This window comes from Niveispirillum irakense DSM 11586, assembly GCF_000429645.1.
GTDB classification, from domain to species: domain Bacteria; phylum Pseudomonadota; class Alphaproteobacteria; order Azospirillales; family Azospirillaceae; genus Niveispirillum; species Niveispirillum irakense.
The window spans coordinates 93,756-108,953 of record NZ_KE386936.1 but is presented as its reverse complement, the minus strand read 5'-3'; the positions used below and the strand labels follow the sequence as shown (position 1 = coordinate 108,953).

Here is a 15,198-nt window from a genome sequence, read left to right as displayed (position 1 = left end):
ATCAATTATTCCGATACATCGGGGCAATTTTCCTGGCCATTCGGCATAGGACATTCTGCCAGTCACCGGGGGATTTCGCCCTGAACATGTGGACGCAGTCATACCAGGGTGTTCTTTCTGGATGCTGCATCCAGCGCCAATCGGCCAGCCAGGGCAGTGCCAGGAGGGCGGGGCGCCCCATGGCACCGGCGACATGGATCATGGCGCTGTCGCAACTGATCACCAGATCCAGATTGGCGATGATGGCGGCACTGTCCATGAAGCTGTTGAAACCATTGTCCTGTTCCGCATCGGCGAAGCAGGTGATACCCAGCGGGCCGGCCAGCGTCGCCAACGGGTCCAGCCCGGTACGCTGCTGCAGGCTGAACAGGCGGATGCCGGGGATGGCGGCGATGGGGGCAAAGGCGGCCAGCGGGATGGACCTGTCGGGCCCGTTGGCGTGCCAGTTGATGCCAACCCGGAACCCCTCCCCCCCGATGCGCTGTGCCCAGGCGGCGACCAGATCGACGGGGGGATGCAGATAAGGCCGGTTGCCACCCGGAATGCTGTCCGCCTCCGTGCCGCACAGGCCCGGCAGGCTCATCAACGGGGCAAAGCAATCGGCGGGCGGCAGCGGATCGCCATGGCAGATCAACTGGTCAATATCCGGCACGCAGCCCAGTATGTCCCGCAGCACCGGCTGGCATTCGAACAGGGTGCGCGCCCCCATCCGCTTCAGCACAGACATATAGCGGATGAATTGCAGCGTATCGCCCAGCCCTTGTTCGAAATGAACAAGGATGGTCTTGCCGGCCAGGGATGAACCGTCCCAGCGCGGCAGGTCGGGGAAATCCCGTTTCCAGCCCCACACCGCCTGCCGGTCGCGCCAGTCATAATGCGGCCAGCCTTCCTGCAAGCGGCCCTGGCCCATCAGGCAGGTGCCCAGGTTCTTGTGATATTCCGCCACGGTCGGGGCCAGCCGGATGGCCCAGCGATACCAGATCGCGGCCTCCTCCGGCCTTTTCTGCCGCCCGATGGCGCCGCCCAGATTATTGGCGATGGATGCCATGTCCGGCCGCAGCACCAGTGCCAGCCGATAGGCCCGTTCCGCCTCCGCTGGCCGGTCCAGTGCCATCAGCGTGTTGCCCAGACGAAAGGCGGCGTCGGGATAATCCGGCTGTTGCCGTACCAGCCGGGTCAGCAGGGACAGTGCCGGTTCCGGCTGCCCCTGCGCTGCGGCCAGGCTGCCCAGCCGGAACAGCGTATGGGGATGGTCGGGGCGCAGGCGGTGGGCCGCCGCCAGCACCGGCAAAGCGGCCGAGCCCTGCCCGTCATCTTCCAGCGCAATGCCCAGGTTGAACAAGGCCACGGGATGGTCAGGCATCAGGCGCACAGCGGCGGCGAAATGGCCGGCAGCCTCCCCCGGTCGCCCTGCCGCGTGGGCGGCGATGCCGGCTTCGACATGCAGACGGAAATCGTCGGCCATTCCCTGCTTCCCCTCCGCCCCTTCCATTTGCGGGCTGCCACCCATGCTTATACCAAGAGCCACGGATCATGACTCTTGGTATTGACCCGTTCCCTCAATCGCCGGGCGCTGCCTCCGGCAGCTTGGCTTGCGCGCACATGGGTGCGCGGGCCGGCGGTCGCCGGCCTCCAAGGGTCATGTCCCATGCCCCTTGGTATCAGGCACTGACAAGCGGCTTGGCAATGACGGCCCACGCCTTCATGCTCCCGCCGCCCGATCCCGGAGAGAAAACGCCTTGCCCCCCGCTTCCCCGCCCGACCTGCTGCGCGCCGTCATGGATGCCTATCGCCAGGGCCGGCTGGCTGAAGCGGAAAGCCTGTGCCGCCATTTGTTACAGCAGGACAGCGCCCATGTCGGCGGCCTGTTCATGCTGGCCGTGCTGCGCATGGCAGCGGGGGATAATGACGCGGCGGCGCACCTGTTCCGGCGCACCCTGGTGCTGTCACCCGCCATCGCCGATGCCTATGGCAATCTGGCGGCCATCCGGCAACGCCAGGGGGCCGTAAAGCAAGCCGCCCGCCTGCTGGACCATGCCCTGGCCCTGTCGCCGGACAATGCCGGCTGGCGGGCCAGCCGCGCCCTGCTGCGGCCGGAAGGGGCAGCAGCGATCGGGGATTGCCGGCGCGCGCTGGTGCTGGCACCGGGCCTGTCCGCCGCCTGGCGGGCCCTGGGCCATGCGCGGCGTCAGGCGGGCGATGCGGTGGGGGCCGCCACCGCCTTCGACCGCGCCTATCGCACCGACCCGGCCTTTCCCCTGACGCAGGATGAAGCTTTCACCTGCCAGCTGCTGGCGGCTGACTGGCGGGATTATGATGGGCAGCGTCAGCGCCTGCTGACACGTATCGACCAGGGCGGCCCCGCCCTGCCCCTGTTAACACAATGGATCGGGGCCAGCCCGGCGCAGCAACGCCGCGCCGCCGAGCGTGTGTGGAGCCAGCAGGGCCAGACGCCTTCCTCTGTTTCCCCTGCGGCCCCACCTTGGGGTGACAAGGATAAGGACCGGTTAACCGTCGCCTATCTTTCCGCCGATTTCCACGACCATGCCACCGCCTATCTGATTGCGGAACTGTTTGAACAGCATGACCGGCAGGGTTTCCGCATCCTGGCCGGCAGCTATGGCAGGGAAGATGGCAGCGCCATCCGCCAGCGCATCCAGGATGCTGTGGACGGTTTCCACGATCTGGCCGGCATGGGCAGCGGGCAGGTCGCGGCCTGGGCAGCGGCAGAGCAGGTGGATATTCTGGTGGACCTGAAAGGCTATACGGCGGGCGGGCGGCTGGATTTGCTGTCACGCCGGCTGGCCCCGATACAGGTGGCCTATCTGGGCTATCCCGGCACAATCGGCGGTGGGGTGCTGGATTATCTGATCGGCGATCCGGTGGTGACGCCACCCGATCACCAACCCTTTTATCATGAGAAGCTGGCCATCCTGCCTGACTGCTATCAGGTGAATGACCGCAAGCGCCCCCTGCCCACCGTGGCACCCGACCGCACCGCCCTGGGCCTGCCGGAACGGGGCTTTGTGTTCGGCGCGCTGCATACGCCGCAGAAGCTCAATCCCGCCCTGTTCGCGCTGTGGATGCGGCTGCTGCGCGCCGTGCCGGACAGTTGCCTGTGGCTGTACAATCCGCACGGGGCCGCCGCCGGGAACCTGCGGGCAGCCGCACAACAGGCCGGGGTGGACCCGGCCCGGCTGGCCTTTGCCGGCCCGGCACCGTTAGCGGTGCATCTGGCGCGTTATCGAGCCATCGACCTCTGCCTGGACAGCTTCCCCTATACCGGCCACACCACCACGTCGGATGCGCTGTGGATGGGCGTGCCCGTGGTGGCCCTGCTGGGTGATGGCTTTGCCGCCCGCGTATCGGCCAGCCTGCTGCGCGCCGTCGGGCTGGCCGAGTTGGTTGCCACCGATGCGGCAGAATATGAAGCGCTGGCCCTGGCACTGGCGCGGGATGCCACACGGCTGGCAAGTCTGCGGCAACATCTGGAACAGGTGCGCCCCACGGCCCCCCTGTTCAACACGCCGCGCTTCACGGCGCATCTGGAAGATGCCTACCGGATGATGTGGGCCCGCCACCGGGCGGGCCTGCCGCCGGACACCCTCAGCCTGCCGCCACGCGCCTGACCAGGGCGTCGCGCACCCGCGCCATTACCGGCCCCCAATCACCGAGCTTTTCCTGCCGGAACAGGCACATGGTCGGATACCAGGGGCTGTCCTCCCCCGCCTCCAGCCAGCGCCAATCGGCATTCAGCGGCAGCACGGTCCAGACCGGGCGGCCCATCGCACCGGCCAGATGCGGTGGTGCGGTGCAGGAGGAAATGACCAGATCAAGATTGGCCATGATGGCGGCACTATCGGCAAAATCCGCAATCGCCGGCCCCAGATCAGTGAAATGCGGCCCCAGCCGCCCGGCCATCCCGGCCAGATCGCGGCGTCCACCCCCCTTCTGCAGGGCGAAGAACTGCACGCCTTGCACATCCAGCAGCGGCAGGAAGGCCGCCAATCCGGGGGAGCGGCGGCGATCATCCTTGAAATCCGGGTTGCCGGCCCAGACCAGCCCCACCTTCAGACCGCCACCACCCGCCAGCCGCGCCGCCCAATGCGCCACCAGCCCCGGTTCTGCCGCCAGATACGGCACCGGGGCGGGGATGTCGTCCAGCCCCAGCCGATGCGGCAGGCTCATCATCGAAACATGGGCGTCGTGGGACGGCAGCGGATCGCCCCGCGCCACCACGCCGTCAATGCCGCACAGGCTGGCGAACAGGCGGGCCAGCGGGCGGGCGCATTCCACCACCACCCGCGCCCCGCGCTGTGCCAGCAGCGGGGCAAAGCGGGCAAACTGTATCCCATCGCCCAGCCCCTGTTCATCATGGACCAGCAAGGTCAGCCCGGCGGGATCGCCGCCTTTCCAGACGGGCGAGGGATAGGGCTGTTCGGGGCGCGCATATTCCTTCAGCCGCGTGCGCCATTCATAGGCGGCGAACCCCGCCCGCACCTGCCCTTTCAACAACAGGCAGGTCGCCAGCAATGTGTTGGCCGGCGCATGGGCGGGATCGGCGGCCAGCGCTTGGCGGCAATAATCCATGGCCGCGTCGATACGGTTCTGGTTGCGCAGCACCAGCCCGAGATTGAGCCAGGCATCGGCGAAATCCGGCTTCAATCTTATGGCCCGGCGCAGCCAGGCCGCTGCCTCTTCATCGCGCCTGCCATCCTGTGACAGGGCCAGCCCCAGATTGTTCAGCGTCGCCGGCTCATCCGGGGTCAGCACCAGTGCCCGGCGATAGGCGTCCACCGCTTTCCCATAGCGCTGCTGGTTCTTCAGGGTGACACCCAGATTGACATGGGCGCGGGCGTCGTTCGGCGTCAGGCGCAGCAGGTCGCGCCACACGGTTTCCGCTTCCCCATCACGCCCCAATGCCATCAGCGATGATGCCAGCAGGAAGCGCTGCAAGGCACTGTCCGGCATCCGCGCGATATAGCGGCGCAGCGGCACCAGCGCCCCTTCATGGTCGCCCAGGTCCAGCAGCACGCTGGCCAGATTATGCTGGGCCATGTCCATGTCGGGGTCGATCAGCACCGCTTCCCGCCCGGCAATGGCGGCCTGATCCAGTTGCCCCAGCGACCGCAGGGCTGTGCAGAGGTTGGTGAAGGCCGCCGCATTGCCATGCCGCCGCCGCAGCGACCGGGCCAGCAGCGGCACGGCCCCCGCCGCATCACCCCGCGCCAGCACCAGCGCACCCAGGGCGCTCAGCAGGTCCGGGTCTTCCGGCCGATCCTGCAGCGCGCGGCGATATTCGGCTTCCGCCGCACCTTGCGGATCAGTGCCGCCGCTCATCCCGTCCCCTCCGGGGCAACCCAGCCTTTGGCGATGAAATCCGGCAGCAAAGCGCGCAGGGCGGCGGGGAAATGATCGTCGATCGGCACGCGGGCCAGGGCCGTCCACATACCGGGAATGGCCCCTTCATCAAACCGCCCGGTGGCGAAGAACCGTTCCAGCCGCGCCCGGTTGGCGGCATCATCCTGCCCGAAACTGCCAATCATCTCCCGATGCGCAAAGGCGTCCAGCTTGGCCAGGAACCGGTCGATCCCGCCCATCCAGGTGAAATGCCAGCCGGCGGCGGGAAGGGGCTGGCCGATACGCTGCTTGGCCAGATAGCGCATATTGTTGGCCCCCACCCGCTGCACCAGCCCATAGGGGGCCGCCGCCACCGATATCCAGGGATCGGGGGACCGCAGGTTCAGGAAATAGAGATAGATATCCAGTTCCGGGGCGAACAGGGCGGGGTTGCCCGGCCCAGCATCGCGCAGATGCTGCACCACGGACGGGCGCAGAATTTCATCCGCATCGCTGATGATCACCATATCGTCCGGCCCGGCGGCGGTCAGGCCGCGCAGGATCGCCTGACGCTGGTGCCCTTCCCGCATCCAGGCAAAGCCGCCGGGATCATCGGCCACCACGACATGGATGATCTTGTCGGCATAGGCGGCGAAGCGCTGGCGGTTTTCCGCGAAATAAAGCGGCTTGGGCGTGCCGGCATGGGTATAGGTCGCCTCCACCAGCACGAAATGATCGACCACGGGCGACAGTTCGGCGAGCCGCAATTCCAGCAGGTCCAGCTCATTATAGAACTGGAAACAATCATAGATCTTGCGCCCGCCCGGCGGCGGGGTCGGCAGGGTCGGGGTGATGGCACCGGTGGCGTTGAACCAGGACAGGAAGGCATCATAGCCGCGCAACGTGCCCCACATCACGGACCGCTCGCCCTCGTCATTATCGTCCAGATGCAGCGATTGGCCGATCTGCCCGATCAGGGCCGATGCTTGTGCCTGCCAGCCGGGCTTGAGGCGACCATTGGCCCCATCGGTCATCACCGATCCCAGATTTTCCAGCATCAGGCGTTGCGCCAGGGCCAGCCGCGCCTGATTGAGCCTTGTGCCTGCCTCCCCGTCACAGCCAAGCGATGCTGCCTGCCGCAACAGTTCCACCTGTTCCGCCCGCCGCCCCTTCAGCCGGTGGCGTGCCGCCACCATGCGCAGCAGCAGGGCATGGCGCTGGTTGGCGTCACGGGTGGCCGCCGCCTGCCGGGCGAGGCTGGCATCCTCGCCCAAGGCCGCCGCGACCTGGGCCATGGCAGGGAAAAGGCGGGCGGCCTCCGTCCCATCCAGGGAGCTTGCGCTGGCCAGGGTGGCGCTCTCCGCCGCTTCCAGCCAACCGGACAACAGCGAACGGGCCTGTTTGGTGGACAGCACCGCCGCGCTGTCAATCCGCAAAGCCGCATCTGCCAGGGTCAAAGCCAGCCCATGATCGCCCATGCCGTGGGCGGCAGCAGCGGCGGCCAGCCGGATGCCGGTATCGTCCGGCACGGCATCCGCCACCAGCAGGCAGGCCGCCAGCAGGGCGGGCGCGTCCCCGGCATTCTGGGCCTGCAGCGCCACCTGCCGGGCGGCTGCCACCAGCCCATCGGCAAAGGCCCCCTTGGCCAGCAGCGGCCAGACCCCGTGCAGCGCCGCAACACGCCGGGCCAAAGACGCCCCATCCTCCCCCGCCGCTGCACCGGCCAGCAGCGCCGGCATCCAGCCCTGCCATTCCGCCATCGGCACCGGCCCGGCCAACCGGTGGGCGCGCCCCAGCGCCAGCAGCGCGTCGGTCGCCCGCCCCTGTGCCGCCTGTACCTGCATCAATACCCGCCACGCCCCCAGATGGGCCGGGTCCAGCGCCAGCACCTGGGCGCAGATATCCACCATCCCGTCATGATGCTCCACCATCGCCGGGCCGCGCAGCCGGGCCAGCAGGCCCGGCACGTCAGCCGGCGGTGCCTGCCAGACCGTGGCATCCTGCAACCAGGCCAGCCATTGCGCGGCCCGCCGGTTCCAGCCCCCGGCGGCATCGGCCTGCCCCATCTGGGCCCGCAGGTGGCGGGCAGTGCCGGCAGGATCATCCCGGCGGCGGCGCAACTCATCCACCAGCGCATCAGCAAAGCGGGCGGCATGGTCCGCCGGATCAGCCGGCACCGGCAGCAGCCGGGCAAAGCCGGCAGCCGTCTCCGTCAGCGCACCCAGCCGGCTGGAGACGACAAGGCAGCCGGCGGCCATCGCTTCCAGCACGCTGATGCAGGAGGTTTCGGCAAAGCGGTTGGGATAGGCCAGGGCCGTGACATCGCGCAGGCCAGCCGCCAGCACCGGCTGGGTCACACCGCCAATATATTCCACCCCATCGGTCCGGCGGCACTGGTCATACAGCGCGCCATAGGGGTCGCGCGCCAGCGGCACCTGATAAGTTTCCAGGGAGGAATAAACGCGCAGCCGCGTGCCGGGAAGGGCGGCCCGGATGCGTGGCATGGCGGCCAGCAGCACATCCAGCCCCCGGAAGGGCGTGCTGGTATAGGCCAGGATGGGCGGCCAGGGTTTGGCCGCGACAATGTCCGCCTCGGCAGGAAACAGATCCGCAAAACAGGGTGACGGCGCGTTGCGCAGGATATGGCAGCGATGCCGGGGCAGCCGGAAGCGGCGGATGAAATCCTCCCGCTGCCAGCGGCTGACAAAGATAAAGGCGTCCCACATGCTGGCGATGGCGGGGTCGGCCAGCCCGGCCACCGCCGGCTGATCACCAGCATGTTGGGTCCACAGCACCAGCCGCCGGCCATCAGTCAGGGCGGCGCGCAGCCCGCGCACCCCCTCCGCATCACAGCCGCCCATCACCACCAGCCTGTCAAACCCGGACAGCCGGGATATGGGCATGGTGCTGTGATGATGGCACGAAACCCCCTCCACCCTGCCGGGCATTGTGGTGCCATTCACCAGCGTAACATCCAGCCCAAGCCGCGCCAGGGCGGGGGCCAGATAGCAGACGGCCGATTGCGTGCCGCCCAGCGGGGCGGTCCGCACTGTATCGGGCGTGTAATCGCCGAAGGTCGTGTCGAGGAAGGCGAGTTTCATGACCCTATGGACCGCACTATCGTTCCGCTTTTTCTTCCTGTTAGCATAATTTGACTGCTATGGGACGCATAGACGCGACGAAACCGGGCCGGGGAAAGCCATGCTGATCAACGCGGAGGAATCCCGCCGCCTGCTGGTGAATGATCCGACCCATCTTCTGGCGCTCCAGTCCCTGGCCGTGCATCGGCGGGATGCCGGCGATGGAATGCAGGCCATACGCCTTTATCGCCGCGCCTATCGCCTGCACCAGGACAAACAGGTCTTCGATCAGCAGGTGGAAGCCTCCTTGCATGTGGCGCTGAACCAGATTTCCACCCTGCTGAACCCCGGTCATTTTGATCAGGCGGTGCAGGATCTGGAATGGCTGGCCAGCTTCATCCCGCCATCGGGCCATCTGGCCCGGCTGCTGGCCACGGTCTGGCTGATCCAGGACCGGGAGGGCGATGCCATCGCCATGCTGCCGCGTGCCGGCATCACGGTGCCGGAAGAGAGCGGCCTGGCCATGGCGATGAAGGCGATCGACACCCATCGCCAGCAATATGGCGTCATCGGCACCGTGGTCATCCCGGCCTTCAAGGCCGCCGCAACCATCGTGGAAAGCCTGGACAGCATCCTGGCCACGCTTTCCCATTACCGCACCGCCTCGGGACGGGAAGATGCCCAGGTTTATATTGTGGTGGTGGATGATGGCTCCCCCGACGATACGGTGGATATCGTCCGCCGCTGGGGCCGGGCGCATCCCGACCAGGGGCTGGCCCTGATCGTCAATAACCAGAACCAGGGGGCGGGCCGGGCGCGCAATGCTGGCGTGGCGGCAGCCCTGGGCCCCTATCTCTGGTTTCTGGATGCCGATGACCGGTTCCTGGAACGGCATTTCCACATCACCGCTGGCGCGCTGGATGCCAATCCGGATTGGGATTATGTACGCACCGACATGCTGTTCGACCGGATTGACGCGCAGGTCTCCACGGCATGGCGCGAAGCGTCGATCCGCACCTATCCCTGCAACCTCTGCATCCGGCGGGAAGCCCATGCGCGCACCGGCGGCTTTGCGGAGGAGGCGCCGTTCTGTCCGGCCAGAGCAGAGGATGTTGCTTACTCCCGCGCCATCACCCTGCTGTTGAAGGGTGTGAAGATCGGTGTGCAGACGGTCTTCTACCGGATGAGCCCCGGCAATGTGCTGGACCGGTTGCAGGCAGAGATGATCAGCGGTCGCCGACCCGGGGAAGGGCAGGAAAGCGACGCCCGCTTCATGGCCATCGAAATCCTGATCCGCCGCCGCCTGCACGCCCTGGCCGCCGGGCAGGAGGCGACGGAACGCGGCCGGATCGGTACGGCCACGGCGCTGGTTTCCATGGCGCGGGAACGCACCGGGACAGGCGATCATCCCGCCGCCCATGCCCTGCTGCGCCGGGCCACGGCGCTGGCCCCCAGCCTGTCCGCCGCTTGGTTTGAACTGGGCATGACCGCCCATCGCCTGTTGCGCCAGAACGAGGCGAAAACCGCTTTCGCCCGTGCGGCCGGCCTGCGCCCGGACGCGGCATCGGCCCGTGTCAATCTGGGGCTGCTGCTGGCGGAAGAAGGGGATGCCGCCGCAGCGCTGCCCCATCTGCACCGCGCCGTGGAACTGGCGCCCACCAACGCCAATGCGCGTTTCCTGCTGGGCCGCGTTCAGCGCCGCCTGGGCCAGAGGACGGAGGCGGAAGAAAACCTGCACCAGGCCGTCACCCTGTCCCCCACCCTGGCGGAATATCAGGCCGAATGGTCGGGCCTGCTGCTGGAGAAGGGGGACGCCGTGGCGGCCCTGGCCGCCGCCGACCGGGCCACCGCGCTTTCCCCCGGCCTCTATGATGCCCATTCAGCCAGGGCCGCCGCACTGGAAGCCCTGCAGCGCAGGCAAGAGGCGCTGGCCGCTTGGGACCGGGCCATCGCCTGCAATCCGGGTTTTGGAGAGGCTTTCACCCGCCGGGCCCTGCTGCTGCTGGGCGACCAATGGGGGCCAGCGCCAACGCCCCGCGCACGGGCAGCGGATGATGAAAAGCGGCTGGCCCTGACCCGGCTGGGCAGCAATGGCCGATTCGGCAACCAAATTCTCCAATACGGAATCGCCCGGCTTTACGCACAGCGCCACGGCCTGACCCTGGAAACCCCACCCTGGATCGGTCGCCACCTGTTCGATCTGGATGATCCGCTGCCCGGCCCCGCCCTGCCCCGACTGTCAGAGGAAGAAGCCGGTCTGGCCGCGGGGCTGCTGCCGGATGCCGCCCCCACCGCCGCCGGCCACGATATCGACGGCTATTTCTGCGGCGATACCAGCCCGCTTGCCCCCTTGGCCGAAAGTTTCCGCCGTTTCTTTACAAGCGGCGCGCGCTGGCAGCAGCATATGGCACAGGTGACGGAGCGGCTGCGGGAAGCTGGCGATACCATCGTCGCCCTGCATCTGCGGCGCGGCGACTATGGCTGGGGACAGTTCTGGGTGGCGCCGGAAGCCTGGTATCTGGACTGGCTGGCGACGATCTGGCCACGGCTTGAGCGACCCGCCCTCTATATCGCCACGGATGATGCCAACAGCCTGGCGGCCTTCGCTCCTTATCAACCGCTGACGGCTGCGAGCCTGGGTATGGAGCCGATAAAGGGGGCCGAGTTTCTGGATGATTTCCAAGCCTTGTGCGCGGCCGACATCCTGGCCATCTCCAACAGCACCTTTTCCTTTACTGCTGGGTTGCTGAACCCTCAGGCCAGGGCATTCCTCCGGCCGGACCGCGCGACAGGCACCCTGATCCCCTACGACCCTTGGTCATCATCCGCATTAATGCGTTAACAAAACGCACATGCAGCATACACGTTAACAAGTATAAATCTGCTATCCGTGCCATTAACGTTCCAGTAACCTATTAAAGAAATCTTACCTGTGTTTGCGTCATAGAATCACTTTATGGGGCTTTGCAGTTGAGAGAGACTGTGACTTGTTCTTCAGACAGCCCCTATTTTCCCGAAATAGTGCTTTTTTGGTTGCCATACAAATGGCATCCAGCGATACCTCTTAATGTGTAAAAATTTGTCCGACCCTAAATCGGATGAGGGGGAACACCTCTTTTGGGTGTGTCCCTTCAATCAGTACCAAGTGGGGATTTGAGATGGCTGCTGGCGGTACCCTGACCCTTTCGGGCGGCGCGGACGTGACACTTTCGACGGGTGTCGTCTATTCGTTCATTGTGGGCGTGGGCAGCGGCACCCAGGGTGTTCAGCTCAACACTGCCGGTCAGACGCTGACCGTCACTAATATTGACCATCTCTACGGTGCCAAAAGCGCAACGGCAAAGGAGACGGTCACCCTCGGCGGGACCGGCGGTAACACGCTGGGCATCTCCTATCTTGAAACCATTATCGGCAATGTCGGCGCGGACACCCTGATCCTCCTGAGCACCGGCAATACGATGCGGGTCAGTAATGTTGAGACCTTCATCGGCGGTGCCACCGGCACCGATTTCATCACACTGGCCAATACCGGCGGCAACACCATTTCCGTCAGCTTCATCGAAAGCCTGCTGGGCAGTGATGGCAACGATGTCGTCATCTCAACCAACACGATCGGCACCACCACTGTGGTCGGCCTGTTTGAGACAATCATCGGCAATGGCGCCAGTGATCTGTTGGCCAGCGTCGCTACGGCGAACGGCCAGACAACGACGGTCATCAATTTCGAGTATATTCTGGGCAATGGCAGCAAGACCGACGTCGTCAGCCTGGGCAATGGCGGGAACACGATGGGGATCGCGTTCCTGGAAACGCTGATCGGTGGCGCCGGCTACGATATCGTCACCAATGGCTTCCAGACGGGCACCGCCAACTTGCGCACCGGCGGCATGACGCTGATGGTGCAGGGCATCGAGATGTTTGCCGGCGGCTCTGGCGGGCGCGACACACTGATCCTGGGCGATACCAACACCACCATCACCATCGCTGATATCGATACGCTGATCGGCAGCGACGGCGTCGATGTGGTCACGATTGAAGAACGGCGAACGACCCCCATCACCGGCAGCACGGCCCTGGTTACGGCCACCAGCATGGGGACGATGTTCGTGTCGATGGTGGAAACGCTGATCGGCACCGCGCAATACGACACGATCGCGATGTCGGCCCCCGGCGCCACGAACGGCAACACCATCAATGTGTCGATGATTGAGGAGATTATCGGTTCTTCGGTTGCCACCAGCGATGTTGTGCAGATCGACCAGACCGGCGGCAGCACCACAACCATCTCCCTGGTCGAAACCCTGATTGGCACCAGCAGCAATGATTACGTCCAGTTGGGCGCCGTCGGCAGCTTTGCCAATACGACCCTGCTTCAGGGTATTGAGACCATCATCGGCGGCAAAAATGTCGATACCATCCAGTTCGCGACCACTGGTACGGTGACGACAGCAGCGGTGGAAACAATCATTGGCACCAATGGTGCAGATACGGTCCAGTTTCTGTCCGGCATCGGCACCACTGCTACCATCGAATCCGTTGAGACGCTGGTTGGTGGCGACGCCGCCAATATGATCAGCGCCAGCCAGACGGCAGGCTCGACACTCAATATCGACATGCTGGGCACCCTGATCGGGGCCTCTGCTTTCGACGATATGGTGATCTTGCAGAGTGCGGCAACCGCCCTCACGCTCCAGGATATCGAGACGATCATCGGCAGTGCGTACCAGGATGTGGTGCAGCTCGCCGCGAATACCGATCCCGCCAAGCAAACCCTGGTTTCAGGTGTTGAAACCCTGATCGGCAGCGGTCACAGCGCCGTCCTGGCCGATAATGCCGGGAACACCATCCTCGTCTCTGGCCTGTCCACGCTGGTCGGCGGCAGCGGCCTTGACGTCATCACGCTGGGCAGCAACGGCAACACCACGGTTGTCAGCAACGTGGAAACGCTGATCGGCGGCACCGGCACCGACGATATCTTCGTCGATATGGCGGCGGCCACCCTCTATGTCTCGGGCGTGGAGACGGTGCGGACCGCGACGCAGACCATCGCCGTGGGTGGTGTAGCGCAGACCATTGTCATCGGCGGCGTCTCCAACGTGCTGCACATGCCGGCCTCCGGTGGCAGCAGCGATGTTGTCCTGCCTTATGAAACCGTCATTGGTGATGGCGGCACCGATATCATCACCCTGACGCAGACCCAGGGCACCACATTGGCGGTGCAACTGCTGGAGACGCTGATCGGCAGCACGCAGAGTGAAGCCATTACCGTCATCGGCAATGGCGGCAGCACCATGCTGGTGTCGCAGATTGAAAGCCTCACCGGTAACAGCGGCAACGATACCGTCTTGCTTGGGTCCAGTGGCGCGATCACCCTGGCGGGGATCGAAACGGCCATCGGCAGCAGCGGGGTCGATATCGTCACCCTGGCGCAAGGGGCCACCATTTCGGTGGCAGCGCTGGAGACGCTGACCGGCAGTGCCCAGACCGATCTGGTCACCATCGCCGGCAATGGCGGCAGCACCATGCTGATATCCCAGGTTGAAAGCCTGGTGGGCAGCGGCGGCACCGATCTGGTGACCCTGGTCGATGGCGGCAACACAATCAGCGTTTCGCAGGTTGAAAGCGTCATTGGCGGCAGCGGTGCGGACAGCCTGTCCCTCGGCGCAGGCGGCAACAGCATCGCCGTCTCTGCGGTGGAAACGCTGCGCGGCGGCAGCGGTACAGACGTTGTCACCCAGCTTTCCAGCACGGGCTCCACCCTGGCCATTTCCCTGGTCGAAACCGCGATCGGGGGAGCCGGCATTGATGTTCTCAGGGTGGGCAGCTCCGGCAATACGATGACCGTCTGGTTGCTGGAAACCGTTACCGGCAGCTTTGGCAATGACGTGATCACCGTCGCCACCGCCGGCCCCGGCTTCCCGGCGGCAGCCGGTTCGATCAATGTGCTGATTGATGGCGGGGCCGGCAACGACACCCTGATCGGCGGGGCTGGCAATGATACGCTGATCGGCGGCTCTGGCGCCGACACGATGACCGGTGGCGCAGGCAGCGATCTGTTCGACGTGACCGACGGCGACACCATCACCGATTTCACTGATGGCGTTGATACGATCCGCATCTCTGGTGCCACCTATTCCATCGGCGATATTTCCGTGGTCGATAGCGGCGCCGATGCCATCGTCACCATTGGTTCCGGCACGCCCGTCATCATCACCCTGACCGGTCGCGCCGGTCTGACCAGTGCCAATTTCACCGTCAGCAATGTGGGCGGTGCGACGCTGCTCACCACCGCGGCCGTGCCGGGCACGCCGACCGATAGCGACAGCACGGCCAACAGCGTTGTCGAAGGCGCCGCGAACGGCACGCTGGTGGGCTTGACCGTCTCTGAACCGAATGGCCTCAGCGGCATCACCTACAGCCTGACCGACAATGCCGGTGGCCGCTTCGCCATTGACGCCACCACCGGTGTCGTCACCGTCGCCGACGGCACCAAGCTGGATTATGAAACCGCCACCAGCTACACGATCACGGCCCAGGCCAGCGATGGGACGGCCACCAGCAGCCAGACCTTCACCATCACCATCACCAACGCGGCGCCCAGCCAGCCGACCGACGGTAACAACGCCGCCAACAGCGTTGCCGAAGGGGCGACCAATGGCACCCTGGTTGGCATCACGGCCACATCGACCGACGTCAATGGCGGCACTGTCACCTATAGCCTGACCGACAATGCCGGTGGCCGCTTCGCGATTGATGCCACCACCGGTGTCGTCACCGT

General features: G+C 65.6%; 6 protein-coding genes. 3 read left to right on the top strand and 3 right to left on the bottom strand.

Features of this window, described 5'->3' with window-relative positions:
* Position 1: 1 nt before the first annotated feature.
* The gene (locus G473_RS0123685; RefSeq protein ID WP_029015140.1) at positions 2 to 1,465 is read right to left on the bottom strand and encodes a tetratricopeptide repeat protein; all 1,464 of its coding nucleotides are present in this window, start codon (positions 1,463 to 1,465) and stop codon (positions 2 to 4) included.
* 274 nt (positions 1,466 to 1,739) lie between these two features.
* Between G473_RS0123685 and G473_RS0123680 the strand changes: the two genes are divergently transcribed.
* Positions 1,740 to 3,629 (top strand): O-linked N-acetylglucosamine transferase, SPINDLY family protein, encoded by a 1,890-nt coding sequence (locus G473_RS0123680; RefSeq protein ID WP_051330667.1) that lies wholly within the window; start codon positions 1,740 to 1,742, stop codon positions 3,627 to 3,629.
* Here G473_RS0123680 and G473_RS0123675 read toward each other — a convergent pair.
* Together G473_RS0123675 and G473_RS29675 are read right to left on the bottom strand one after the other, a co-directional pair.
* Positions 3,607 to 5,340 (bottom strand): tetratricopeptide repeat protein, encoded by a 1,734-nt coding sequence (locus tag G473_RS0123675; protein ID WP_029015138.1) that lies wholly within the window; start codon positions 5,338 to 5,340, stop codon positions 3,607 to 3,609. The genes G473_RS0123680 and G473_RS0123675 overlap by 23 nt on opposite strands.
* Positions 5,337 to 8,441: a glycosyltransferase gene (locus G473_RS29675; protein ID WP_051330666.1), complete on the bottom strand. Its 3,105-nt coding sequence runs from the start codon at positions 8,439 to 8,441 to the stop codon at positions 5,337 to 5,339. The genes G473_RS0123675 and G473_RS29675 overlap by 4 nt, the downstream gene beginning before the upstream one ends.
* Positions 8,442 to 8,541: 100 nt before the next feature.
* On the opposite strand from G473_RS29675, the gene G473_RS0123665 reads away from it, so the two are divergent.
* Positions 8,542 to 11,262 carry a glycosyltransferase gene (locus G473_RS0123665; RefSeq protein ID WP_029015137.1) on the top strand — a complete coding sequence of 907 codons (2,721 nt, stop codon included), beginning with the start codon at positions 8,542 to 8,544 and terminating at the stop codon, positions 11,260 to 11,262.
* A 316-nt stretch (positions 11,263 to 11,578) separates the two neighbouring features.
* Positions 11,579 to 15,198: beta strand repeat-containing protein (locus G473_RS28635; RefSeq protein WP_035709245.1), on the top strand; the 3,620-nt coding region annotated here is incomplete at its 3' end.

Coding starts and splice junctions, on each gene's coding strand:
- G473_RS0123685 (WP_029015140.1), bottom strand. CDS start 1,465: ATGGCCGACGATTTCCGTCTGCATGTCGAAGCCGGCATCGCCGCCCAC.
- G473_RS0123675 (WP_029015138.1), bottom strand. CDS start 5,340: ATGAGCGGCGGCACTGATCCGCAAGGTGCGGCGGAAGCCGAATATCGC.
- G473_RS29675 (WP_051330666.1), bottom strand. CDS start 8,441: ATGAAACTCGCCTTCCTCGACACGACCTTCGGCGATTACACGCCCGAT.
- G473_RS0123665 (WP_029015137.1), top strand. CDS start 8,542: ATGCTGATCAACGCGGAGGAATCCCGCCGCCTGCTGGTGAATGATCCG.